The 26,729-nt window shown below is 32.3% G+C and carries 17 protein-coding genes; 14 read left to right on the forward strand and 3 right to left on the reverse strand.

Annotation, left to right across the window (positions count from 1 at the left end; genetic code table 11):
* Positions 1-51 precede the first annotated feature (51 nt).
* From ilvD to H0I27_RS02465, 6 genes are all read left to right on the forward strand, one after another.
* Positions 52-1,728: a dihydroxy-acid dehydratase gene (ilvD, locus tag H0I27_RS02440; RefSeq protein WP_218732344.1), complete on the forward strand. Its 1,677-nt coding sequence runs from the start codon at positions 52-54 to the stop codon at positions 1,726-1,728.
* A 93-nt stretch (positions 1,729-1,821) separates the two neighbouring features.
* Positions 1,822-3,555, forward strand: coding sequence for a biosynthetic-type acetolactate synthase large subunit (gene ilvB / locus H0I27_RS02445; protein ID WP_218732345.1), 1,734 nt, complete (start codon positions 1,822-1,824; stop codon positions 3,553-3,555).
* A 101-nt stretch (positions 3,556-3,656) separates the two neighbouring features.
* Positions 3,657-4,187, forward strand: a complete 531-nt coding sequence (gene ilvN, locus H0I27_RS02450) for an acetolactate synthase small subunit (RefSeq protein ID WP_165734284.1) — start codon at positions 3,657-3,659, stop codon at positions 4,185-4,187.
* A gap of 109 nt (positions 4,188-4,296) precedes the next feature.
* A complete protein-coding gene (ilvC, locus tag H0I27_RS02455; RefSeq protein ID WP_208890923.1) occupies positions 4,297-5,772 on the forward strand; it encodes a ketol-acid reductoisomerase in 1,476 nt (491 codons plus the stop codon).
* Between the two features lie 141 nt (positions 5,773-5,913).
* Positions 5,914-7,176 (forward strand): threonine ammonia-lyase IlvA, encoded by a 1,263-nt coding sequence (gene ilvA, locus H0I27_RS02460; protein ID WP_218732346.1) that lies wholly within the window; start codon positions 5,914-5,916, stop codon positions 7,174-7,176.
* 169 nt (positions 7,177-7,345) lie between these two features.
* Positions 7,346-8,938 carry an NADP-dependent glyceraldehyde-3-phosphate dehydrogenase gene (locus tag H0I27_RS02465; protein WP_218732347.1) on the forward strand — a complete coding sequence of 531 codons (1,593 nt, stop codon included), beginning with the start codon at positions 7,346-7,348 and terminating at the stop codon, positions 8,936-8,938.
* 103 nt (positions 8,939-9,041) lie between these two features.
* On the opposite strand, the gene H0I27_RS02470 is transcribed toward H0I27_RS02465, so the two are convergent.
* Both H0I27_RS02470 and H0I27_RS02475 read right to left on the reverse strand, forming a co-directional pair.
* A complete protein-coding gene (locus H0I27_RS02470) occupies positions 9,042-9,254 on the reverse strand; it encodes a DUF2007 domain-containing protein (RefSeq protein WP_218732348.1) in 213 nt (70 codons plus the stop codon).
* Positions 9,255-9,293: 39 nt separating this feature from the next.
* The gene (locus H0I27_RS02475; RefSeq protein ID WP_218732349.1) at positions 9,294-10,121 is read right to left on the reverse strand and encodes a universal stress protein; all 828 of its coding nucleotides are present in this window, start codon (positions 10,119-10,121) and stop codon (positions 9,294-9,296) included.
* A 175-nt stretch (positions 10,122-10,296) separates the two neighbouring features.
* Here H0I27_RS02475 and rimP point away from each other — a divergent pair, with 175 nt between their 5' ends.
* From rimP to H0I27_RS02515, 8 genes are all read left to right on the forward strand, one after another.
* Positions 10,297-10,758, forward strand: a complete 462-nt coding sequence (gene rimP, locus H0I27_RS02480; protein ID WP_218732350.1) for a ribosome assembly cofactor RimP — start codon at positions 10,297-10,299, stop codon at positions 10,756-10,758.
* Positions 10,759-10,770: 12 nt separating this feature from the next.
* A complete protein-coding gene (gene nusA, locus H0I27_RS02485) occupies positions 10,771-12,027 on the forward strand; it encodes a transcription termination factor NusA (RefSeq protein WP_165734290.1) in 1,257 nt (418 codons plus the stop codon).
* Between the two features lie 60 nt (positions 12,028-12,087).
* Complete coding sequence (gene infB, locus H0I27_RS02490; protein WP_218732351.1) at positions 12,088-14,976, forward strand: translation initiation factor IF-2; 2,889 nt, start codon at positions 12,088-12,090, stop codon at positions 14,974-14,976.
* A 200-nt stretch (positions 14,977-15,176) separates the two neighbouring features.
* Positions 15,177-15,710, forward strand: coding sequence for a DUF2911 domain-containing protein (locus tag H0I27_RS02495; RefSeq protein WP_218732352.1), 534 nt, complete (start codon positions 15,177-15,179; stop codon positions 15,708-15,710).
* A gap of 131 nt (positions 15,711-15,841) precedes the next feature.
* Positions 15,842-19,201 carry a class I tRNA ligase family protein gene (locus H0I27_RS02500; RefSeq protein WP_218732353.1) on the forward strand — a complete coding sequence of 1,120 codons (3,360 nt, stop codon included), beginning with the start codon at positions 15,842-15,844 and terminating at the stop codon, positions 19,199-19,201.
* Between the two features lie 247 nt (positions 19,202-19,448).
* The gene (locus tag H0I27_RS02505; protein ID WP_218732354.1) at positions 19,449-20,537 is read left to right on the forward strand and encodes a HesA/MoeB/ThiF family protein; all 1,089 of its coding nucleotides are present in this window, start codon (positions 19,449-19,451) and stop codon (positions 20,535-20,537) included.
* A gap of 231 nt (positions 20,538-20,768) precedes the next feature.
* Entirely contained in the window at positions 20,769-21,005 is a 237-nt protein-coding gene (locus H0I27_RS02510; protein WP_218732355.1) for a hypothetical protein, read from the forward strand.
* A 4-nt stretch (positions 21,006-21,009) separates the two neighbouring features.
* The gene (locus tag H0I27_RS02515) at positions 21,010-22,779 is read left to right on the forward strand and encodes a DNA mismatch repair protein MutS (protein ID WP_218732356.1); all 1,770 of its coding nucleotides are present in this window, start codon (positions 21,010-21,012) and stop codon (positions 22,777-22,779) included.
* A 576-nt stretch (positions 22,780-23,355) separates the two neighbouring features.
* Here H0I27_RS02515 and mfd read toward each other — a convergent pair.
* The gene (gene mfd, locus H0I27_RS02520; protein ID WP_218732357.1) at positions 23,356-26,691 is read right to left on the reverse strand and encodes a transcription-repair coupling factor; all 3,336 of its coding nucleotides are present in this window, start codon (positions 26,689-26,691) and stop codon (positions 23,356-23,358) included.
* Positions 26,692-26,729: the final 38 nt, after the last annotated feature.

Consider the following 26,729-nt stretch of genomic DNA (forward strand, 5'->3'; position numbering starts at 1 on the left):
TAAAAATGGAGAAACATAGTAATTTAGACAACAAATTGAAGAAAACATTAAATGAAACTAAATAAGCACAGTAGCAGATTAACACAAGACGAATCTCAACCAGCATCACAAGCAATGTTGTATGCGGTAGGTTTAACGGATGAAGACATGCAGAAAGCGCAAGTTGGTATTGCGAGCACTGGTTATGATGGTAACCCATGTAATATGCATTTAAACAATTTGGCTGCAGAGGTCAAGATTGAAAGCAAAATTGCAGGTTTAGTCGGTTTAGGATTCAATACAATAGGTGTTTCAGATGGTATTTCTATGGGAACCTCTGGTATGAATTATTCATTAGCTTCAAGAGATATTATTGCAGATTCTATAGAAACTGTAATGAATGCTCAAAGTTATGATGCTTTAGTATCAGTAGTTGGTTGTGATAAAAATATGCCAGGAGCCGTAATTGCAATGTTGCGTTTAAATCGTCCATCAATTATGATGTATGGTGGTACAATTGCATCTGGAAACTACAAAGGAAAAAAGTTAAATATTGTTTCTGCTTTTGAGGCTTTAGGTCAAAAAATGGCTGGAGAAATAGAAGAGGAAGAATATAGAGAAGTTATAAAAAGAGCAATTCCTGGAGCTGGAGCTTGTGGTGGTATGTATACTGCAAACACAATGGCTTCTGCAATAGAATGTATGGGGTTCTCTTTACCATATAACTCATCTATACCGGCAGAAAATCCTAATAAATTATCTGAAGCAGAAAGAACAGCTTTGGCAATTAAAAACTTATTAGAATTAGATTTAAAACCTTTAGATATTATTTCTAAAAAATCTTTAGAAAATGCAATCGCGTTGGTAAATGCTTTAGGTGGATCTACAAATGCAGTATTACACTTTTTAGCAATTGCGCATGCAGCAGATATTGAGTTTACATTAGAAGATTTTCAAAAAGTTAGTGACAGAACTCCGTTAATTGCAGATTTAAAACCATCTGGAAAATATTTAATGGAAGATGTACATAGTATTGGAGGAACACCTGCAATAATGAAATACTTGTTAGATAAAGGATACTTACATGGAGATTGTATGACGGTTACTGGTAAAACATTAGCCGAAAACTTGGCGGATGTAGTAGCAATGGAATTTGATGAACAAGATGTAATTCACCCAACAGATAAAGCTTTAAAGTCTTCTGGTAACTTACAGATTTTATATGGAAACTTAGCAGAGGAAGGAGCTGTAGCAAAAATATCTGGAAATGAAGGATTGCTTTTTGAAGGAAAAGCAGTGGTTTATGATGGGGAACAAGCAGCAAATACCGGAATTATAAACGGAGAAGTAGAAAGAGGAGATGTAGTCGTCATTAGGTATGTTGGACCTAAAGGAGGACCAGGAATGCCAGAAATGTTAAAACCAACTTCTTTAATTATGGGAGCAGGTTTAGGGAAATCTGTAGCTTTAATTACAGATGGTCGTTTTTCTGGAGGAACCCATGGTTTTGTGGTTGGACATATTACACCAGAAGGACAAGAAGGAGGAACTATCGGAATTCTTGAAACTGGTGATAAAATTAGAATTAGTGCAGAAGATAATTCAATTAATGTATTGCTTTCTGATGAAGAGTTAGCTGCTAGAAGAGCAAATTGGATTGCCCCTGCATTAAAGCACAAAAAAGGGATTTTATATAAATATGCAAAATCAGTGGCATCAGCATCTAAAGGGTGTGTTACCGATTTATAGTTTTATAATAAAATCAAGAAACAAGATAAAAAAAAGAGACAAGATATCCTACGAGGTTTCAATAGCCTTGTAGGTATTTAAAAATATAAAACTATGGAAACTCAAACCATACAAAATAAACAAAACACAGCAAAAGTTACAGAAAGGATTTCTGGTAGCGAAGCAATCGTTAGGTGCTTAATTGCAGAAGATACAAAAATAATTTATGGGTATCCTGGTGGAGCAATTATGCCAGTGTATGATGAGTTATATAAATATCAAGATAAAATTCATCACGTTTTAACACGTCATGAGCAAGGTGCAACACATTCTGCACAAGGGTTTGCAAGAATCTCTGGTAAAGTAGGTGTATGTATTGCAACTTCTGGTCCGGGAGCAACCAATTTAATTACTGGTATTGCAGATGCACAAATAGACTCTACACCAATGGTGTGTATTACGGGGCAGGTGTTTTCTCATTTATTAGGAAGTGATGCGTTTCAGGAAACAGATATTGTAGGTATTTCTACACCAGTTACAAAATGGAACTGTCAAGTTACCAAAGCATCTCAAATTCCAGAAATGATGGCAAAAGCTTTTTACATTGCAAAGAGCGGAAGACCAGGGCCTGTTTTAATTGATATTACAAAAGATGCGCAACAGGAAATGTTCGATTTTTCATATGAAAAATGTACAAAAGTTAGAAGTTATAATCCAGTTCCAAAAACAGATGCTTCCACTTTAGAAGCAGCTGCTAAATTAATTAATGCTGCTAAAAAGCCATTAGTGGTTTGGGGACAGGGAGTTATTTTAAGTGAAGCAGAAGAAGCATTTAAAGCTGTAATTGAAAAAGCAGGAATACCTTCTGCTTGGACAATATTAGGAGCTTCTGCAATTCCAACTTCGCATCCATTAAATGTTGGTATGGTTGGTATGCATGGTAATTATGCACCAAACGTTTTAACAAATGAGTGTGATGTTTTAATTGCTATTGGTATGCGTTTCGATGATCGTGTTACGGGTAGTTTAAATACGTATGCAAAACAAGCCAAGGTAATTCACTTTGAAATTGATCCTGCTGAGGTAGATAAAAACGTAAAAACAGATGTAGCAGTTTTAGGTGATGCAAAAGCTAGCTTAGAATTATTGTTACCAATGTTAAACGAAAATAAGCATCCAGAATGGCGTCAAAAATTTGCAGATTTATACGCTATTGAATATGAAAAAGTAATTAAAGACGATATTCATCCAACGAAAGAAGGTTTAACTATGGGTGAGGTTTTAAAAGAAATCAACATTCAGAGTAAAGGAAACGCGGCAATTGTAAGTGATGTTGGTCAACATCAAATGATTGCTTGTAGATATGCTGAGTTCAATCAGTCAAAAAGTAATATTACTTCTGGTGGTTTAGGTACCATGGGCTTTGGTTTACCAGCGGCAATTGGTGCTAAAATGGCAGCTCCAGAAAGAGATGTAGTTTCAATTTCTGGTGATGGTGGTTACCAAATGACGATTCAAGAATTAGGAACTATCTTTCAGCAGAAAGTTGCTTTAAAAGTAGTGGTCTTAAATAATGAGTTCTTAGGAATGGTACGTCAATGGCAGCAATTGTTTTTTGATAAACGTTATGCCTCTACAGAGATGACAAACCCAAACTTTGTGGCTATTGCAGAAGGGTATTATATAAAAGCAAAGAAAGTTACTAAACGAGAAGAATTGGCTGCGGCAGTTGAGGAGATGATGGCAAGTAAAGAAGCTTATTTCTTAGAGGTTTGTGTAGAGAAAGAAGGAAATGTTTTTCCTATGATTCCTACCGGAGCAAGTGTTTCAGACATTAGACTAGAGTAATAAAAAGAACAAGGAGTAGAGAACAAAGGGTAAAGGTTTATTAGAATAAAAGGCAATAATGGTCTATTTTCTATCATCTTTCTTCTAATATCTTTAAAAAAATGAGTACAGAAAAACAATTTTACACAGTATCTATTTATACTGAAAATAATATTGGATTGTTGAACAGAATTTCAGCAATTTTCCAAAGAAGACATATAAATATAGAGAGTTTAAATACATCTCCATCAGAAATACCTGGTGTTTCTAAATTTACCATTGTTGTAAGTATGACAGAGGAAAATATTAAGAAAATTATTGGTCAGATAGAGAAACAAGTAGAGGTTATTAAGGCGTATTATCATAATGATGATGAAACAATTTATCAGATTTCTGGGTTGTTTAAAATTAAATCTGAATTATTATTTGAAGAACCTCAAATTCAGAATATCATTAAAAAGAGCCACGCAAGAATTGTTACTGTAAATACTGAGTTTTTTGTGTTGGAAAAATCAGGAAAAAAAGAAGAGATAGTAGCATTATATGATCAATTAAGCGTTTTTGGTATTATGCAATATACACGTTCAGGACGTGTTGCTATTACTAAAGAAGAAATGAAAATATCAGCATTACTAGAAACATACAACAACTAAATAAAAAGAGTAAAGAGGCTAGAGGTTAGGTTATAGGTAATTACGTAAAGTTAATATGGTGTCTATATTCTAAAATCTTAATTCTAAACAACAAACAAAAACAATAAAAATGTCAAATTATTTTAACACATTAACATTAAGAGAGCAATTAGAACAATTAGGGAAATGTCGTTTTATGGACGCTTCAGAATTTGAAGACGGGGTAGAAGCATTGAAAGGGAAGAAAATTGTTATTGTAGGTTGTGGAGCACAAGGTTTAAACCAAGGTTTAAATATGAGAGAATCTGGTTTAGATATTTCTTATACTTTAAGACAGGCTGCTATCGATCAAAAGAGACAGTCTTATATAAATGCATCTTCAAATAATTTTGAAGTTGGTAGTTATGAAGAAATGTTACCAAGTGCAGATGTGGTTATTAATTTAACGCCAGATAAACAACATACAAATGTTGTAACAGCAGTAATGCCTTTAATGAAAAAAGGAGCTACATTATCTTATTCTCACGGATTTAATATCGTTGAAGAAGGTATGCAAGTTCGTGAAGATTTAACCGTAATTATGGTGGCGCCAAAATCTCCAGGATCAGAAGTTAGAGAAGAATATAAAAGAGGATTTGGAGTACCAACATTAATAGCAGTGCATCCAGAGAATGATCCACAAGGAAAAGGTTGGGCAGAAGCAAAAGCATATGCAGTTGCAACAGGAGGTCATAAAGCAGGAGTTTTACAATCTTCTTTTGTTGCTGAGGTAAAATCTGATTTAATGGGAGAGCAAACTATTTTATGTGGTTTGTTACAAACAGGAGCAATTTTATCTTTTGATAAAATGGTTGAAGAAGGAATTGAACCAGGTTATGCTGCTAAATTAATTCAGTATGGTTGGGAAACTGTAACTGAAGCTTTAAAACATGGTGGAATTACCAATATGATGGACAGGTTGTCTAATCCTGCAAAAGTGGAAGCTTTTAGATTGTCTGAAGAATTAAAAGACATTATGCGTCCGTTGTTTCAAAAACACATGGATGATATTATGACAGGTCACTTCTCTCAAACAATGATGGAAGACTGGGCTAATGATGATAAAAACTTATTAACTTGGAGAGCTGCAACAGGAGAAACTGCTTTTGAAAAACAAGAAATTACAAGTGATGAAATTTCTGAACAAGAATACTTCGATCACGGAACTTTATTAGTTGCTTTTGTAAGAGCTGGTGTAGAATTAGCTTTCGAAGCAATGACAGAATCTGGTATTATAGCTGCTTCTGCTTATTATGAATCTTTACACGAAACGCCATTAATTGCAAATACAATTGCAAGAATGAAATTGGCAGAAATGAACCGTGTAATTTCTGATACTGCAGAATATGGTTGTTATTTGTTTGACCATGCTTGTAAGCCTTTATTAACAGATTTTATGAAGAATGTAAAAACTGATATTATTGGTAAATCTTTTAGCTCAGAAAATGGAGTTGATAACCAAGAATTAATTAGAATTAATGCTATTATTAGAAACCATCCAGTAGAGGTAGTAGGAGCAAAATTAAGAGCTTCTATGACAGCTATGAAAGTTATAAAAACGGCTTAATATAGTTCGTTTTTATAATGAAATAAATCCTTGAAAGAGGTGTAATTTAGGTTTCTATAAATTATAATGTCCCCCAAAAATTGAGTTAAAAAAACCTGTTAGATTTCATAATCTGACAGGTTTTATTTTTACATTTGATCGATGCAAACAAACCAAATTTATTATCCAAGTTTAGAAAGTGTAAGAGAGGCTTTAGAAAACTTAAAAGGTGTCGCTTTTGAGACGCCGCTTAGTAAAAACTTTAATTTATCAAAAGAACTAGCAGCAAACATTCTTTTTAAAAGGGAAGACTTACAGGTGGTTCGTTCTTATAAAATTAGAGGAGCATATAATAAGATGTCTTCTTTAACTTTAGATGAAAAACAGCGAGGAATTGTTTGTGCAAGCGCTGGTAATCATGCACAAGGAGTTGCTTTGTCTTGTAAACTACTGCAGATTAAGGGAACTATTTTTATGCCGTCTCCAACACCAAATCAGAAAATTAACCAAGTAAAAATGTTTGGTGAAGATTTTATAGAAATTGTAATTGAGGGAGATACTTTTGATGATGCTTCTGATGCTGCAAAACTAGAATGTGACTCAAGGAACAAAACTTTTATCCATCCTTTTAATGATGAAAAGGTAATAGAGGGGCAGGCTACGGTTGGTTTAGAGGTTTTAAATCAAACTAAAGAAAAAATAGATTATGTTTTTGTGCCTATTGGAGGTGGAGGTTTGTCTGCAGGATTGTCTTCTGTTTTTAAATATCTATCACCAGAAACAAAAATAATTGGTGTTGAGCCAGAGGGAGCTCCTTCTATGCTGACATCTATTCAAAATAAAGAAAATACAACGCTAGATAAAATTGATGCTTTTGTGGATGGAGCTGCTGTAAAGAAAGTAGGCGATTTAAACTTTGCTATTTGTCAGCAAAACCTAGCGGAAGTAATTACAGTTCCCGAAGGTAAAATATGCCAGACCATTTTAGATTTGTACAATAAAGATGCTATTGTAGTAGAGCCTGCAGGTGCTTTAAGTATTGCTGCTTTAGATTTTTTTGCTGATAAAATTAAAGGAAAGAATGTAGTCTGTGTAGTTAGTGGTAGTAATAATGATATTACAAGAACTGCAGAAATTAAAGAACGTGCATTGTTGTATGCAAATCTTAAGCATTACTTTATAGTAAAGTTTCCACAAAGAGCAGGGGCATTAAAAGAGTTTGTAGTAGAGATTTTAGGGCCTAATGATGATATAACTCATTTTGAATATACCAAAAAGAATAATAGAACAAATGGGTCTGCTGTAGTTGGTTTAGAGTTAAAATCTTCTCAAGATTTGGCTCCTTTAATTCAAAGAATGAAAGAAAACAATTTCTTTGGCGACTACCTAAATGACAAGCCAGATTTATTTCAATTTTTGGTGTAATTACATTGAATATTTAAATTATAATAAAAATAGAACCTCGAAAACCATTTCGTGTTTAAAAGTGTAAATGAGGTGTTATACAGTTATTTTTAGTTAATTTTGGACTATAAATAATTAAACTATTTATTTTTAATTATTATTTTTTTTATACAATTTATAAAATTAATTTATGAAGAAACAATTTACAGAGATTCCAGAAGCATATAAGATAACATCACTATTGCACCAAAAAACATATTTAGTTAGTGGTGAGTTAAAAGAGTGGAAAGGTGAAACTACAGAAGTATATTCTACAATTTCATCAACAAAAGAATACAAACCAACCTTATTGGGTACTGTTCCTAATTTAACAGGAGAAGAAGGTTTAGAAGCATTAAATTCTGCTTATAGAGCTTATGATAAAGGGCAGGGTTTATGGCCAACAATGCGTGTTGCAGACAGAATTGAATGTATGGAGGAGTTTGCAGAGCAAATGAAAACTAAACGAGATGAAGTTGTAAAACTGCTAATGTGGGAGATAGGAAAGGCATTACCGGATTCTGAAAAAGAATTTGATAGAACCATTGAGTATATCTACGATACTATTGAAGACTATAAGCAAATGGATAGAGATTCTGCTAAGTTTGAAAAAAGTAGTGGAGTACACGCGCATATTAGACGTGGTCCTTTAGGTGTAGTTTTATGTTTAGGCCCTTATAATTATCCTTTAAACGAAACGTTCGCTTTGTTGATTCCTGCATTAATTATGGGGAATACAGCTGTTTTTAAACCTGCAAAACATGGAGTTTTATTATTATCTCCGTTGTTAGAGGCTTTTCAAAATAGTTTTCCAGAAGGTGTGGTGAATATTATTTATGGTAGAGGTAGGGTTTTAGCTACGCCTATCATGAAAACAGGTAAAGTAGATGTGTTGGCTTTAATAGGTAACAGTAAATCTGCGAATGCAATTCAAGCAAATCACCCTTTTAAAAACAGATTGCGTTTAGTGTTAGGTTTAGAGGCTAAAAATCCTGGAATTGTATTGCCGGATGCAGATTTAGACTTGGCAATAGATGAATGCCTTTCTGGAGCAACTTCTTTTAATGGACAACGTTGTACTGCATTGAAAATTTTATATGTACATGAGCATATTGTAGATAAATTTAACAAACGATTTGCAAAGAGAGTTGATGCTTTAAAATTTGGAAACCCATGGGAAGATGGTGTAAAATTAACACCTTTACCAGAACCAGAGAAACCAGCATATATTCAAGAATTAATTGACGATGCGACTTCTAAAGGAGCAAAGGTAATTAATAAAAAAGGAGGTAAAACTTCTGAAAACTATATTTTTCCTGCTGTTTTATATCCAGTTTCTAAAGATATGAGAGTTTTTAAAGAAGAGCAATTTGGACCAGTAACTCCTATTGTTTCTTTTAAAAATATTCAAGAGCCTTTAGATGATATGGCAGAATCTAATTACGGACAACAAGTAAGTGTTTTTGGTAGTGAAGTAAAAACTTTGGCACCGTTAATTGATACTTTGGTTAATTTAGTGTGTAGAGTAAACTTAAATAGTGCTGCGCAAAGAGGTCCAGATGTATATCCGTTTACGGGAAGAAAAGACTCTGCAGTATCAACTTTAAGTGTACATGATGCTTTGCGTTCTTTTTCTATTAGAACTTTTGTAGCTTCTAAAGACACACCTTACAACAATGCTATTTTAGAAGAGTTGTTAGATAAAAAGGCATCTAATTTTATTAATACAGATTATCTTTTGTAAAAAAATGTAGAAATTATATATTTAAAAAACCTCCAATTTTGGAGGTTTTTTATTTTTAGTAAATATTTTACTAAGTGTTCTAAAAGAGGTGAATAATAATTTTTTAGATTTGATTTACTTCAGTTAAAATTTCTTTTACTTTATCTAAATCTGTACCATAAACTTGAAGTTCTACTTCAAATGATAACATGTGCGGCATTAACTGAGTTGTAAACTCATTTAGTAAAAAACATTTAATCCCTTCAGATTCTAACCTGCTTTTTAAAATAAATAAATCAGATATATTATGTGATTTTTTTATGGTGATTAAGCTCATGTTTTTAGCAAATAATATTTATTGAAACCTACTTACCGTCTATACTTTAATTGTAAACATAGGTTTTAAAGCGTTTTTAGATAAATTTTTAGTAACACTACCGGTAAATAAATGTGCCAAACCACTTCTACCATGCGTGCTTAAAGCAATTAAGTCTGCATTAATATCTTTAGAAAAGTTTAAGATGCCTTTTTCTACAGAAACATCACTATAAACATTTATTTTGTGATTAGGTAAATTAAAATCGGTAATAAAGTCTTTTATTTTTTGTTTTGCTTCCGAAGTTGATTGAAAGTTCGCGGGAGTATTTATTTTTAGTAAATGGATATTGCTATTAAAAATTTTTGAAAAATCAACAAACTTACCAAACACTTCCTTATTCTCTTCTTTGAAGTTAGATGCGAAAACTAAATTTTTTAATTTAAACTTTTTACTGTCTTTTTTTACAACAATAACTGGTCTTTTAGAATTTCGTACTACTTTTTCTGTATTAGAGCCAATAAGTATTTCTTCTAGTTCAGAATGACCTTTAGAACCCATTATTATTAAATCTGTATCAATTTTATCTGCATATTTTTGTATGCCCTCAAAAGGATTGTTCAGTTTTATAAAATACTTAACATGGGTGTCTTTACTAAAAAAGTTTTCTTTAAATTCTAGTATCTTTTCTCTAACTTTTCTTAAATACAACATGCTTTCAGGAATACTAAATTTACTTCCATATCCCATGTCTGTAATACCTTTAGGGAGTTCTATTAAATGAATAAGATAAACGGTGGCCTTTGTTTTTCTAGCCATTTTTTCGGCCATTTTACATGCGTATTCAGAAGTTTTAGAAAAATCTATTGGGACTAAAATTTTTTTCATAGTACAACAAATTAGAGGTTAAAGTGATTGTATATAAAGTTACAAAAAATAATTGACTTCAACTTAGTTTGGTAAATCCCAAACATTTAGTATATTTGCACCGAAATTTACAATAAATGGAGAAGGAAGGGGACTAAAGAGTCCCCTCTTTTTATATTTTATTTTAGGATTTAAAATGGACCAAACCAAAGTAAGAAATTTAGTAGAGGAAGCACTGGCCGAGAATGAGTCGTTATATTTGATAGATTTGTCTATCTCAGAAAACAACAAAATTCAGGTTACAGTAGATGGTGATAATGGTGTTCCTTTAAGTGAATGCATTAGAATTAGTAAAAGTGTAGATGGTAATTTTGACAGAGAAGAAGAAGATTTTTCTCTAGAGGTTTCTACACCAGACATAGCGCATCCACTAAAAGTGAAGAGACAATATATTAAAAACATCAATAGAATACTTAAAGTAAAAACTTCTGAAGAAGAATTTGAAGGAACTTTGGTAGAAGCGGATGAGGATAAAATTGTTTTAAATTGGAAAGCAAGAGAGCCAAAGCCAATAGGTAAAGGGAAGGTTACTGTAACAAAAACAGCAACTTTAGCTTATAAGGATATTATAGAAGCAAAAGTGAAGATTGTATTTTAAGCAAAAAATGTAATGGAGAATATAGCATTAATTGATTCGTTTTCAGAATTTAAAGATAACAAGAGTATAGACAGAGTAACATTAATGTCTATTTTAGAAGAGGTTTTTAGAGCTGCCCTAAAACGTAAGTTTGGTTCGGATGATAATTTTGATATAATTATTAACCCAGATAAAGGAGATTTAGAAATTTGGAGAAATAGAGTTGTTGTTGCAGATGGTTTTTCTGAAGATGATAATGAAGAAATTGAATTAGCGGAAGCAAGATTAATTGAGCCGGATTTTGAAATTGGTGAAGATGTATCTGAAGAAGTTAAGTTGATAGATTTAGGTAGAAGAGCTATCTTAGCATTACGTCAGAACTTAATTTCTAAAATTTACGAACACGATAGTACAAATATCTTTAAACAATTTAAGGATTTAGAAGGCGAGTTGTATACTGCCGAAGTACATCACATTCGTCACAATGCAATTATTTTGCTTGATGATGAAGGAAACGAAATTGTATTACCGAAAAGCGAGCAAATCCGTTCAGACTTTTTTAGAAAAGGAGATTCTGTAAAAGGAATTATTAAAACGGTAGAATTAAGAGGAAACAAACCAGCGATTATTTTATCTAGAACATCGCCTGTTTTCTTAAATAAATTATTTGAGCAAGAAATTCCAGAAGTTTTTGATGGTTTAATTACTGTTGAAGGAGTTGCAAGAATACCAGGGGAAAAAGCAAAAGTAGCGGTAGATTCTTATGATGATAGAATAGATCCTGTTGGAGCTTGTGTTGGTGTTAAAGGTTCAAGAATTCATGGTATTGTACGTGAGTTAGGTAATGAGAATATAGATGTTATTAACTATACCAAAAACGAGCAGTTATTTATTTCAAGAGCATTAAGTCCTGCAAAAGTGACTTCAATGGAAATAGAAATGTTTGAAGAAGAACGAAATGGTAAAAAAGGACGTGTAAGCGTTTTATTAAAACCAGAAGAAGTTTCTAAAGCAATTGGTAGAGGTGGTGTAAATATTCGTTTGGCAAGTGAGTTAACCGGTTACGAAATAGACGTTAAGAGAGAAGGTCTAGAAGAAGAAGACGTAGAGTTAACAGAATTTGGAGACGAAATTGAAGATTGGGTTATTGCTGAATTCAAGAAGATTGGTTTAGATACTGCTAGAAGCGTATTAGAAACTAGTGTTGCAGAGTTGGTAAAAAGAACCGATTTAGAAGAAGAAACAATTACGGATGTTCAAAAAATCTTGAAAGAAGAATTTGAGGACTAAGTATAGTAAAGAAGTAACGTAAAAAGCATATTTTTACAAGTATAAAGTTAAAAAGAATATATGTCTGTAGGCAAAACAATGAGGCTTAATAAAGTTTTAAGAGAATTAAACATTTCTCTTGATAGAGCAGTCGAATATTTAGCGGGAAAGGGTCACGAAATAGAATCGAGGCCAACCACTAAAATTACGGGTGATGTCTATCAAGTTTTACTTGATGGCTTTGAAAAAGATGCTAATAAGAAAGCTGCATCTAAAGAAGTTGGTGAAGAAAAACGAAAAGAGAAAGAAGCTATTCGTTTAGAGCATGAAGCTAAATTAGAGAAGAAAAGAGCGGAAGAGGTTAAGAAGGAAGAGGTTTTAAGAGCCAAAGCAGATAAATTAGAGTTTAAGACTGTTGGTAAAATCGATATTGATAATATTGGTAAAAAACCTGCTGAAAAAGTTGAAAAGGTAAAAGAAGAACCTGTAGAGGTTGTTGCAGAACCTAAAGCTAAAACAGAAGAGCCTAAAGTTGAAGAACCTAAAGTAGTAGCAGAAGCACCAGTTGTAGAGACTAAAGCAGAAGCTTCTAAGGAACAAGAAACTCCGGCTGTTGAAAAACCAGTTGAAGAAAAACCAAAGGTGGCAGCACCAGAGGTTAAGAAATCTGTTTCTGAAATAGAAAAAGAAGTTTCTAAAGTTGGTGATAAACCAAAAGGGAAAAAAGACGCTTCAAAATCAGAAGAGAAAGCTGAAGAGGTTACTGCAGAAAATGCAGAAGCTATCAAAACGCAATATAAAAAATTAGACGGTCCTAATTTTACAGGTAAGAAAATTGACTTAAAACAATTTGAAAGACCTAAGAAAAAGAAACCTGAACCTAAAAAAGATGCAAACGCAGACAAAAAGAAACGTAAGCGTATTGTAACTAAAGCTGGTGCACCAGGTTCTGCTACGGCAAGACCAAGTAGACCAGGTCAAGGAAATAGAGCAGGTGGAAGTAGACCTCCATTTAATAGAGGTGGTAGAGGTGCCGCTAGACCAGCAGCAGTTAAAAAAGAGGAACCAACTGAAGCAGAAATTCAAAAACAAGTAAGAGAAACACTTGAGAAACTGCAAGGAAAATCTTCTAGAGGTAAAGGAGCAAAATACCGTAGAAATAAAAGGGATGCCCACAGAGAACATTCTGATGCTGAGTTAGAAGCTCAAGCATTAGACAACAAGATCTTAAAAGTAACAGAGTTTGTTACTGTAAGTGAAGTTGCTACAATGATGGAAGTTCCTGTAACAAATATTATTTCTGCATGTATGTCTTTAGGTATGATGGTAACAATGAATCAGCGTTTAGACGCAGAAACATTAGTTATTGTTGCTGAAGAATTTAACCACAAAGTAGAATTTGTTGGTGCAGAAGTAGAGGAGTCTATAGAAGAGGTAGTTGATAAACCAGAAGAATTAGAAAATCGTGCACCAATTATTACGGTAATGGGTCACGTAGATCATGGTAAAACATCTTTATTAGATTATATTAGAAAAGCAAATGTTATTGAAGGCGAAAGCGGAGGAATTACACAGCATATTGGTGCGTACTCTGTAAAAGTTGGAGATCAAAAAATAGCATTTTTAGATACACCAGGTCACGAGGCGTTTACAGCAATGCGTGCACGTGGAGCTCAGGTAACGGATTTAGTTATTATTGTAGTTGCAGCAGATGATGATGTGATGCCGCAAACTAAAGAAGCAATTTCTCATGCGCAAGCTGCGGGAGTGCCTATTATATTTGCAATCAATAAAATTGATAAACCAAATGCAAATCCAGATAATGTAAAAACGCAATTATCTCAAATGAATTTGTTGATAGAAGAATGGGGTGGTAACATACAGTCTCAAGATATATCAGCAAAACATGGAACAGGTGTTCCAGAATTATTAGAGAAAGTTTTATTAGAAGCTGAAATTTTAGAATTGAAAGCAAACCCTAATAAAAATGCAGTTGGTGCAGTAGTGGAAGCATTATTAGATAAAGGTAGAGGATACGTTTCTACGATACTAGTACAAGCAGGAACTTTAAAAATTGGAGATTACTTGTTAGCAGGTAAGCACAGTGGTAAAGTAAGAGCAATGTTTGATGATAAAGGAAACAATTTAAAAACTGCCGGACCATCAACACCAGTATCTATTTTAGGTTTAGACGGAGCGCCACAAGCTGGAGACAAGTTTGTAGTATTTGATGATGAAAGAGAAGCAAAACAAATTGCCTCTAAACGTTCTCAATTACAACGTGAGCAATCTGTAAGAACTCAGAAAACATTAACGTTAGATGAAATTGGACGTAGAATTGCGCTAGGAGACTTTAAAGAATTAAACATTATCTTAAAAGGAGATGTAGATGGTTCTGTAGAAGCTTTAACAGATTCTTTCCAAAAACTATCAACAGAAGAAATTCAAGTAAATATTTTACATAAAGGTGTTGGAGCCATTACAGAAAGTGATGTGTTATTAGCAACAGCTTCAGATGCAATTATTGTTGGGTTTAATGTACGTCCGCAAGGAAATGCAAGAGCAGTAGCCGATAGAGAAGAAGTAGATATTAGAACATACTCTATTATTTATGCAGCTATCAATGACTTAAAAGACGCCATGGAAGGAATGTTATCTCCAGAAATGAAAGAAGAAGTTACTGGTAATGTAGAAATTAGAGAAATCTATAAAATCTCTAAAGTTGGTAACATTGCAGGTTGTATGGTAATGTCTGGTAAAATCCAAAGAGATTCTCAAATTAGAATTATTAGAGACGGAATTGTAGTGCACGACGGAACTTTAACAGCGTTAAAACGTTTTAAAGATGATGTTAGAGAAGTTACAAAAGGATTCGATTGTGGTATTCAAATTAAAAACTATAATGATATTATAGAAGGAGATGTAATTGAAGCTTACAAGGAAGTAGCAGTTAAGAAGAAATTGAAATAATAATTTCAAAACTTAGATATAAGATCGAGATTTCAGCATGCTGAAATCTCGATTTTTTTTTTATAACAATGAATTTAATCAGTCGTTTTGGTGTTTATTTGCTATTATACTTATTTTAGCATAAATAATCATAAACCTTTGTAAGGTTTTCACTTTTAAGAGGACTTGAATACTAATATTATAAATAAATATAACAAACCATGAAAAAATCTATTTTATCAATTGCAATTTTTGCTATTACATTAATTAGTTCAACAGGAACAAATGCACAAGACTTTAAAGGTTTAGATAAAAGCCCAATGGATGGTGCTGCATACCCAAGTAGTTATAAAATTTCAGACAAAGTTGTAAAAGTAACTTACGGAAGACCACAATTAAATGGAAGAGAATTAAGTAAATTAGCTCCTGTTGATGAAGTTTGGAGAACAGGTGCAAATGAAGCTTCAGAAATTACTTTCTACAAAGATGTTGTTTTTGGTGGTAAGGCTGTAAAAGCAGGAACTTATACGTTATTTACAATTCCTAAAACCGAAGGAGATTGGGTTGTAATTTTAAGTACAGCAAAAAATGTTTGGGGATCTTATTTTTATAAAGAAGACCAAGATGTTGTTAGAGTACCAGGTACGGTTTCTACATCAGATAAAAACATAGAAGCGTTTTCTATGATGTTTGCAGATGATATGACTTTAAAAATGGGATGGGCTAATACAATAGTTTCTGTTTCTATTAAATAATTTTCTTTAAGAAATAATTGAATCCGTCTAAAGAAATTTAGACGGATTTTTTATGTCATTTAATTTAAAGAAATGAATTTCTTGCTTACAAAGAATAAACGTAAATTTGTGCACTTTAATAAAAGAATCAAATGCAATATAATCACTTAGATATAGAAAAGAAATGGCAAAAATTTTGGGCAGAGAACCAAACTTTTAAAGCCAGCAATGAATCGGAAAAACCTAAATATTATGTTTTAGACATGTTTCCTTATCCATCCGGAGCAGGTTTACATGTTGGGCATCCTCTAGGATATATTGCCAGTGATATTTATGCACGTTACAAGCGTCATAAAGGTTTTAATGTACTGCATCCGCAAGGATATGATTCTTTTGGTTTACCGGCAGAACAATATGCCATTCAAACAGGTCAACATCCAGCTAAAACAACAGAAGAAAATGTTGCTACTTACAGAAGACAATTAGATACTATCGGTTTTTCTTTTGATTGGAGTAGAGAAGTAAGAACTTCTAGTCCGGAATATTATAAATGGACTCAGTGGATTTTTATTCAATTGTTCAATTCTTGGTACAATAAAGATTCGGATAAAGCGGAAGATATTTCTACTTTAGAAACAATCTTTAAAAAAGATGGAAATGCAACTGTAAATGCTGTTTGTGATGAAGAAATTAAATCTTTTTCTGCAGATGAATGGAAAGCGTTATCAACAAAAGAACAAGAAGAAATATTATTACAATACCGTTTAACATTTTTATCAGATACAGAAGTAAACTGGTGTCCTGCTTTAGGAACTGTTTTAGCTAATGATGAGATTGTAAACGGAGTATCAGAACGTGGAAGTCATCCTGTTATTCGTAAAAAGATGACACAATGGTCTATGAGAATTTCTGCATATGCACAGCGTTTGTTAGATGGATTAGAAAAAATAGATTGGCCACAATCTTTAAAAGATTCTCAAACCAATTGGATTGGACGTTCGCAAGGAGCAATGGTTTCTTTTGATGTTGATAATGGTGCTAAAAATACTTCTTCGGAAGTAAAATTATCATACAAAGAATTAGAAGCATTAAAAGAATTACGTCAGAATTTATCGAAAGCAGAAGTAATTCTTTGGGATGAATTAAAGAATAAAAAAGGAGCATCAAAATTTAGAAAAAAATATACAATTGGTACCTTTTTGGTAGATTATGTATGTTTAGCTAAAAACTTAATTGTTGAATTTTCTGGTAAAGAAGATGAAGAAGCAAGAACAGCATTTTTTAACAATGAAAGTTTTAATGTTGTTCGTTTTAAAAACGAAGAAGTAGTTGAAAATGTATTAAAAGTGGTTGCTGCAATTAATACTGCAATTCAGTTTCCAAAAAAGATTGAAAAATCAGTAGAAACAGAAGTACTTGTAAAAGACGAGAAGTCTTATAAGATTGATGTTTTTACAACAAGACCAGATACCATTTACGGAGTAAGTTTTATGACATTAGCTCCAGAACATGAGTTGGTATCAAAAATAACAACTGATGCTCAAAAAGCAGAAGTTGAGGCGTATATTACAGCTACTGCAAAACGTTCTGAACGTGATAGAATGGCAGATGTAAAAACCATTTCAGGAGCTTTTACAGGTGCGTATGCAATTCACCCTTTTTCAGGTGAAAAGGTTCAAATTTGGATTGGAGATTACGTATTAGCAAATTACGGAACAGGAGCTGTTATGGCTGTACCTTGTGGTGATCAACGTGATTATGATTTTGCAAAACATTTTGGAATTCCGATTCCTAATATTTTTGAAGGTGTAGATATTTCTGAAGAAGCACACACTGGAAAAGACGGAACAAAGATTGCAAATTCTGATTTTTTATCAGGATTAAAATATAAGAAAGCCTTAAAATTAGCCATTTTCGAAATGGAAAAACGTGGCTTTGGTTACGGAAAAATAAACTATAGATTAAGAGATGCTGTTTTTAGCAGACAACGTTATTGGGGAGAACCTTTCCCAGTTTATTATAAAGACGGTATGCCACAAATGATTGATGCAGAACATTTGCCAATCGTATTACCAGAAGTAGAAAAATACTTACCAACGGAAGATGGAAAACCACCTTTAGGGAACGCAACAGAATGGGCTTGGGATTCTCGTGGAAAGAAAGTGGTTTCTAACGATAAGTTAAAAAATAAAACTGTTTATCCTTTAGAGCTAAATACAATGCCAGGTTGGGCGGGTAGTTCTTGGTATTTTAACAGATACATGGATGCTACAAATTCTAACGAGTTTGCAAGCAAAGAAAACCTAGACTACTGGAAAGAAGTAGATTTATATATTGGAGGATCTGAACATGCAACAGGGCATTTATTATATGCTCGTTTTTGGCAGAAATTCTTGTTCGATAAAGGAATTGTACCTGTAGATGAGTTTGCAAAAAAACTGATTAACCAAGGAATGATTTTAGGAACTTCTGCTTTTGTTTACAAAGCAACTGCTTTTGTAAAGAATGGTTGTGGTTGTTCTGATGAAAAATCTATGGATGATGTTTTAGAGAAAATACCAACTGTATTTGTGTCTAAAAATGCATTTACTTCTGATGATGAATTTGAAACGGTTGTTATAAATTACTTATTAGATAATAAATTCTTAGATCCTAATTTTGCAGATTTAGTAATGATTACTAAAACAGCTTTACATGCAGATGTTTCTTTAGTAAATGCTTCTGATGAATTAGATGTTGATGGATTTAAAAATCATGCTTTAAATGCTGATTATAAAAATGCTGAATTTGTTTTAGAAGACGGAGCTTATAAAGTAGGACGTGAAGTAGAAAAAATGTCTAAGTCTAAATACAATGTTGTAAATCCTGATGCTATTTGTGAAGAATACGGAGCAGATAGTTTACGTTTATTCGAAATGTTTTTAGGCCCTTTAGAACAAGCGAAGCCTTGGAAAACTTCTGGTATTTCTGGAGTTTCATCTTTCTTAAAGAAATTATGGAAACTGTATTTTAATGAAGAAGTATTTGAAGTATCTGATGCCGCAGCAACAAAAGACGAGTTAAAGACATTGCATAAAACCATTAAAAAAGTAGAAGATGATATAGAGAATTTCTCTTTTAACACATCGGTTTCTACTTTTATGATTGCTGTAAACGAGTTAACTGCTTTAAAATGTAATAAACGTGCAATATTAGAACCTTTAGCAATTTTGGTTTCTCCTTATGCACCTCACATTGCAGAAGAGTTATGGAGTTTATTAGGTCATAAAGAATCTATTTCTACTGCAGATTTTCCTGTTTTTGAAGCAAGTCATTTAGTAGAAAGTGCTAAAAATTATCCTATTTCTTTTAACGGGAAAATGCGTTTTACATTAGAACTTCCTCTAGATTTATCAAAAGAAGAAATAGAGAAAATAGTAATGGAAAATGAAAAAACAATTACTCAATTAGATGGAAAAGCACCTAAAAAAGTAATTATTGTTCCTGGTAAGATTATAAACATCGTAATCTAGTACACGTAACGTGTTCTTTTGTATTAGCTTGTTTTTGTCATTCCGAACCAAGAATTGAGGAGGAATCTTATAAAGATAGTAACTGTTTTTTATGAGATTTCTCAATCGCAAAAAAGCTCATTTCGAAATGATAAATTATGCAATTCATATATTAGAAAATATAAGTAAGTCAAACATATTTTAGAGATAATTAAAAGCCATTGCAATTTTGTGATGGCTTTTTTTATTTAACTATCTTGTGAGCTGAATGAGTGTAACAAAAGAGCAACTTTTTAAACGTCAAATTACTTTATCTGAGATTGGTGAAGAAGGTCAGGATCAACTACAAAAAGCATCTGTTTTAGTGGTTGGTTGTGGCGGATTAGGAAGTCCGATTGCTGTGTATTTGGCCGCAAGCGGAATTGGGAAAATTCACCTCGTAGATTTTGATACTGTTGATGTTTCTAATTTACATAGACAAGTTTTTTATAGTTTAGAAGATGTTGGCAAATCAAAAGCAGAAGTTTTATCAGAATTTATAAAAAAGAGAGCCGCTTTTACTGATGTTAGTTTTACTAATAAATCAATTACAAAAGAAAACGTATTGGACTTGATTTCTAAGTTTGATATCATTGTAGATGGTACAGATTCTTTACCAACTAAGTATTTGTTGAATGATGCTTGTGTGCTTAATAATAAGCCATTGGTTTATGGTTCTTTGTATAAGTTTGATGGTTATGCAGCTACTTTTAATGTTTTACAAAATGACGGAAGTTATTCAGCCAATTTAAGAGATGCTTTTCCAAAAATGGCATCAGATGTTCCTAATTGTTCAGAAGCGGGAACTATGAACGCTATTGTTGGTCTCATTGCTACGCAACAAGTAAATGAAGTTTTAAAATTGATAACAGGTGTTGGAAAACCGTTAGCAAATGAATTATTGATTTACAATTCGCTTCAAAACACACAATTAAAAATGAAGTTAAAGCCAACTGTTTTAAAAGAAAAGATTTCAAATTTATTTAAAATACAAACCTATTTTGATGCAGTTTGTGAGCTTCAAAATAAGGATTGGCAAATATCATCAGAAGAGTTAAAAGAACGTTTGGCACTTCAAGAGCAATCGAAAAGTTTAGAACTGATAGCCGTTTTACCGAATTTAAAATTGCCTTTTAAGGTGGATCAAACAATTCCTATTCAAGAGTTTGATGTAGATGCTATTCAGGTAGATTTTAATAAAACCTATGTAATGGTTTGCCAAAGAGGGTTAAATAGTTACAGAGCGACCAGAATATTAAAGAAAAAATATCCAGCATTAACTGTTTTAAGTTTAACTGGAGGAATATCTGTTTATTAAGTTTTGAAGGATAAAAACGTAATTATTCACTTTGGCAAAAGATCTATTTTCAGTAGAGCTCTTGCGGCAATTTTCTACTCATTAACGTTGTTTTTAGTGTATAAATATTTTATTATAGAAAGTTCGTTTTCTCTTAATAAGTTAAGGTCAAATGTGTTTTCTATTACATCATTAATTATACTTGGTATTAAGTTTTCGGTTTTGGAAAGTCATCATTTTAATTTTCAAGAAATGAAATATAGAAAATTTTATTCTGTAGGACCTGTTGGCTTTGGAAAATGGAAAAGAATAAGAAAATTAGATAGAGTTTCTACATTTTTAAATGTAAGAGAAGAATGCGAAGTTAATATTTGGGATATTAGAAATAAAAAATATAGAATAGCTGTTTTTGGTGAGATTGATAACGCAGTTGATTATGGTAGAGATTTAGCCAAAAACTTAGAAATTAAATTTTTAGAAAGAAATTAAAAGAATGAAAACCCCTGTAGATTTTTTTAGTCAAGAAAAGATAGCATTAGAAAAAGAAGCCTCCATTTTAAAACGTAAATCGGTAAACTTAAGTGTTTTTAGATTTGCTGTTTTCTTATCGACTTGCTTTTTAGTGTATTTAACTTTTGGTAGTTATCCCGATGTTTTTATCGTCGCCTTTTTAGGGATTTTATTGTTTGGGTTTTTAGTAGTAAAACAGGTTAGTTTACAAAGAAAACGAGCTATTGTTAAAGCTAAAATTAACATCAATAATACAGAATTAGAAGTTTTAAATAGGAATTTCCATCATTTAGAATCTGGAGAGGAATTTGTTAACCCAACTCATTATTATAGTAATGATATCGATTTGTTTGGTGTTGGTTCATTTTTTCAATATGCAAATAGAACGGTAACAGGTGAAGGGAAGAAACTACTTGCAAATACGTTTACAGAAAATAAAACAGACGGAATTGTAGAGAAGCAAAATACTATTAAAGAATTAGCTACAAAAGTAACTTGGAGGCAGCATTTTTCCGCTTTGGCAAGTTTAATAACCACTAAAGATACGTCTGGTTTTATTGTAAATTGGATTCAGAACTATACCGCAGTTTTACCTACTTTTTTAAAAGGAGTACAAATTGGTTTTTCTATACTTTCTTTGGTTTTAATTAGTTTAATTTCTTTTGGATTTGTTTCGTTTACCTATTTAATTCTTTGGTTTTTTATAGGTCTATTTATCACAGCAGCTTATGTTAAAAAAACAGGTAACTTATATGCTGATACAGATAAAGTGAGAGAAACTTTTAAGCAATATCACGTATTATTAAATGAAATTGAAAGCGAAAAATTTACTTCTAAAGTTTTAGTAGAAAAACAAGCTATTATTAATTCCGAGAGTAAAAAAGCTTCTACAATTTTTAAAGAATTTTCTAAAGTTTTAGATGGATTTGATCAACGTAATAATATTTTAATTTCAGTGGTTGGTAACGGACTTTTTTTAATCGAAATTTTCAATGCTTGCAGAGTAGAAAAATGGATTACTACCTACAAACACACGGTAGATAAATGGTTTTCTGTGGTTGCTTTTTTTGATGCTCAAAATTCGTTAGCAAACTTTCATTTTAATCATACAAAATTCATTTTCCCAGAAATTACAGTAGAGAAAGGAGTTATAAAAGCTGCTAATTTAGGACATCCTTTATTAAAGGTTGATAAAAGAATTGACAACGATTTTACTATTGATAAAGAACAGTTTTTTATTGTTACAGGAGCAAATATGGCTGGAAAAAGTACTTTTTTAAGAACTATTTCTTTGTCTATTGTTATGGCAAATTGTGGTTTACCCGTTTGTGCAGAGAGTTTTAAATATGCGCCAATTAAGTTGATTACAAGTATGCGAACTACAGATTCTTTAACGGAAGATGAATCGTATTTTTATTCTGAATTAAAGCGTTTAAAGTTTATTGTTGATGAAATTAAAACTACAGATTACTTTATCATTTTAGATGAAATTTTAAAAGGAACCAACAGTAAAGACAAGGCAATTGGTTCTAAAAAGTTTGTTGAAAAGTTAACAAAATCTAAGTCCACCGGAATTATTGCAACCCACGATGTGAGTTTGTGTGAATTAGAAAACGAATTTTCGGGTATTAAAAACTATTATTTTGATGCAGAAATTATAGATGATGAATTGCACTTCGATTACACCTTAAAAAACGGAATTTGTAAAAACATGAATGCTTCTTTTTTATTGCAAAAAATGGAAATTGTTTAGTGTGTTAATTCGATGAAAAGTATAGAATTGTTACTTCGGTTTTAGGAGAAGTATCATAAAGAGGAGAACGCAAAATGGAGCAACATTATGTGATTTCTCTCTGCGATCGAAATGACAAAAGAACGTAAAAAAAACACCCAATTGTCACTTCGAAGTATTGAGAAGTCTCATAACAGTGATAACACGACGTGAGCTACTTTATGCGATTTCTCCCAAAAGGTTGAAAAGACAAAACTGTATGGAAAGACAGGGTAGACTGAATCATTTAAACCCGTAACAATTGTCACTTCGAAGTATTGAGAAGTCTCATAACAGTGATAACACAACGTGAGCTACTTTATGCGATTTCTCCCAAAAGGTCGAAAAGACAAACACCGTAAACAAAAGCGAGCAAACAGGTTTAGCCCTGATTGAAACGATATCCTTTTTATTACCTCTATAAAAAGACGTCATTGCGAGGCACGAAGCAACCTCTTTCTAATTATGAGATTGCCACAGTTTACAAAAAAGTAAACTTCGCAATGACAGTAATAAAAAGATACAGTGGAAAGCAGGAAATAGCTACTAAAAACACTTCTAAACTTTCTGTAAGACTCCCAATGCGGTTTTTACAGTATCAATTCTTATAAAAGTGATTAATAAACGAATTCCGTTTTTGCTTTCTTTCTCTTTCATTACGCAACTTTTAGGGTTTAGTTGCACATATTTTAACATTCTTGTAAACGCATCTGTGTGATAAAAATCGCTTTGTTGATTTGCTACAAAATAACCCATCATTCTTTTTTGTTTTAGAATCACTTTCTCTAAACCAAGTTCTTTTGCCAACCATTTTATACGAACAGAATCTAATAAATCTTCTACTTGCGTAGGGATTTCTCCAAAACGATCTATAATTTCAGTTTCAAAAACTAGTAATTCTTCTTCGGTTTTTAGCTCGCCTAATTTATTATACAAAGCCAATCTTTCTGTAATGGAATTGATATAATCATCTGGGAATAAAATCTCGAAATCAGTATCAATTGTAACCTCTTTTACGTACTCTTTTGGTTTGGAATTATCTGTAGGATACAATTCTTTAAATTCATTCTCTTTCAGTTCTTCGATGGCTTCTTGCAATATTTTCTGATAGGTGTCAAACCCAATATCATTGATAAAACCACTCTGTTCTCCACCTAATAAATCTCCAGCACCACGAATTTCTAAATCTTTCATGGCAATGTTAATTCCGCTTCCTAAGTCTGAAAATAATACCAAGGCTTCTATACGTTTTCTGGCATCATCCGTCATCATGTGGTATGGAGGCGTTATAAAGTAACAGAAGGCTTTTTTGTTAGAACGACCAACTCTACCACGCATTTGGTGTAAGTCTGAAAGGCCGAAATTATTAGCATTATTAATGAAAATTGTGTTTGCATTTGGTACATCTAAACCACTTTCTATAATGGTTGTAGAAACCAAAACATCAAAATCTCCATTCATAAAACCGAGCATTAATCCCTCTAGTTTTTTACCTTCCATTTGTCCGTGGCCAATACCCACTTTTGCATTTGGCACTAAACGTTGAATTAAACCTGCAACTTCTTTAATATTCTCTATTCTATTATGGATAAAGAAAACTTGCCCTCCTCTAGAAATTTCGTAAGCAATAGCGTCTCGTACTGTTTCTTCAGAAAAACGGATGACATTACTTTCTATAGGATGTCTGTTTGGTGGCGGTGTTTTTATAACCGATAAATCTCTTGCAGCCATTAAACTAAATTGCAACGTTCTAGGAATTGGAGTTGCGGTTAAGGTTAAAGTATCTACATTTTCCTTTAAAGTTTTTAACTTGTCTTTTACTGAAACACCAAATTTTTGCTCTTCGTCGATAATTAATAAACCTAAATCTTTAAATTGTAAGCGTTTGTTTGTAAGTTGATGCGTGCCGATTATAATATCTACAGAACCATCATTTACACCATTTATAGCTTCGGTTTTTTGTTTTGCTGTTCTAAAACGGTTTAGGTAATCTATACGGACAGGGAAATCTTTTAAACGCTCGGTAAAAGTTTTATAATGTTGAAAAGCTAGTATGGTTGTTGGTACTAAAATTGCGACTTGCTTGCCATTATCTACCGCTTTAAAAGCTGCTCTTACGGCAACCTCTGTTTTACCGAAACCAACATCACCACAAACCAAACGATCCATAGGTTGTTCTTTTTCCATATCTAATTTTACAGCTTGTGTAGATGTAAATTGATCTGGTGTATCTTCATACATAAAACTACCTTCTAGCTCATGTTGAATGTGAGTATCTGGACCAAAAGCAAATCCTTTTTGAAGTTTTCTTTTTGCGTATAATTGAATTAAATTAAAGGCAACATGTTTAACTCGGGCTTTTGTTTTTTGTTTAATTTTTTTCCAAGCTCCAGAACCTAATTTGTATATTTTAGGCGCTTTACCGTCTTTACCATTAAATTTAGAAATTTTGTGAAGCGAGTGAATACTTACATATAAAATGTCTCTTTCTCCATAGACCAATTTAATGGCTTCTTGCTTTTTACCTTGAACATCAATTTTTTGTAAACCACCAAATTTTCCAATTCCGTGATCCATGTGTGTTACATAATCGCCAATTTCTAGTTTGTTTAAATCTTGAAGGGTAATGGCTTGTTTTTTAGCGTACCCGTTTTTTAATCTAAATTTATGATAACGTTCAAAAATTTCATGATCGGTGTAACAAACCAACCTATTATCTACATCTACAAAACCTTGGTATAATGGAAAAACAACGGTTTCGTAATGTACTTCTTGTTCTGCATCATCAAAAATATCGTGAAAACGTTTTGCTTGCTGATCGTTGGCACAAAAAATGTAATTAGTAAATTCTGCTTTATGATATTCTTCTAAATTCTCTATTAATAAATCGAACTGCTTATTAAATGAAGGTTGTGCAATGGTATTAAATTTAATTTCTGAAAGACCTTTCGTTTGTGTTTTAGTAGATATTTCTATGAGTGAAAAATCTTGTATTTGATTTTTGATATAACTTCCATCACAAAATAACTCACTTGGTTTTGCGTGTTTTATTTCTTTGGATAAATCTTGGAAAGCATCTTCTGCCTTTTGATAGAATTTATCTAGATTTCCGGTAATTAAATCAATGTTTTTTGCAAAAATGACGGTTTTAGGCGAAATGTATTTAAGAAAACTTTCTCTGTTTTCTTGTAGTGTTTTGTTTTCTACATTTGGCATAATAGAAACCTTTTTCAGTTTCTCATTAGAGAGTTGTGTCTCTACATCAAAAGAACGAATACTGTCTATTTCATCACCAAAAAATTCTACTCGATAAGGTTCATCATTAGAAAAAGAAAAGACATCTATAATTCCTCCACGTACAGAAAAGTCTCCAGGTTCTGTAACAAAATCTACACGTTTAAATTTGTATTCGAATAAAACTTCGTTAACAAAATCGAGTGATAAACTTTCGCCTACAGCTACTTTTAAGGTATTTTTTTCTAATTCTTTTTTGGTAACCACTTTTTCGAATAACGCAGTTGGGTAGGTTACAATTACAACAGGTTTTTTACGAGAATTAATTCGGTTTAAAACTTCTGAACGTAGTAAGACATTAGCATTATCAGTTTCTTCAATCTGATAAGGCCTTCTGTATGATCCTGGGTAAAAAAGAACATTTTTTTCACCTAACAATTGTTCTAAATCGTTAAGGTAATAAGCTGCTTCTTCTTTATCATTGAAGATTAAAAGATACGGTTTATCTACTTTTTTAAAAGTTTCTGAAATAACAAAAGACAACGAAGATCCGACCAAATTCGATATTTGAAAATGGTTTTTATCTTGTTGAAGTTGGTTAATTATCTGCGATACATTCGCAGAGTTTTGATATTGATTTACAATGTTCTGCTTGCTCAACCCGAAATATTTTAGCAAAGATATTAATTTGAATTTGT

The organism is Polaribacter sp. HaHaR_3_91 (assembly GCF_019278525.1).
GTDB lineage: Bacteria > Bacteroidota > Bacteroidia > Flavobacteriales > Flavobacteriaceae > Polaribacter.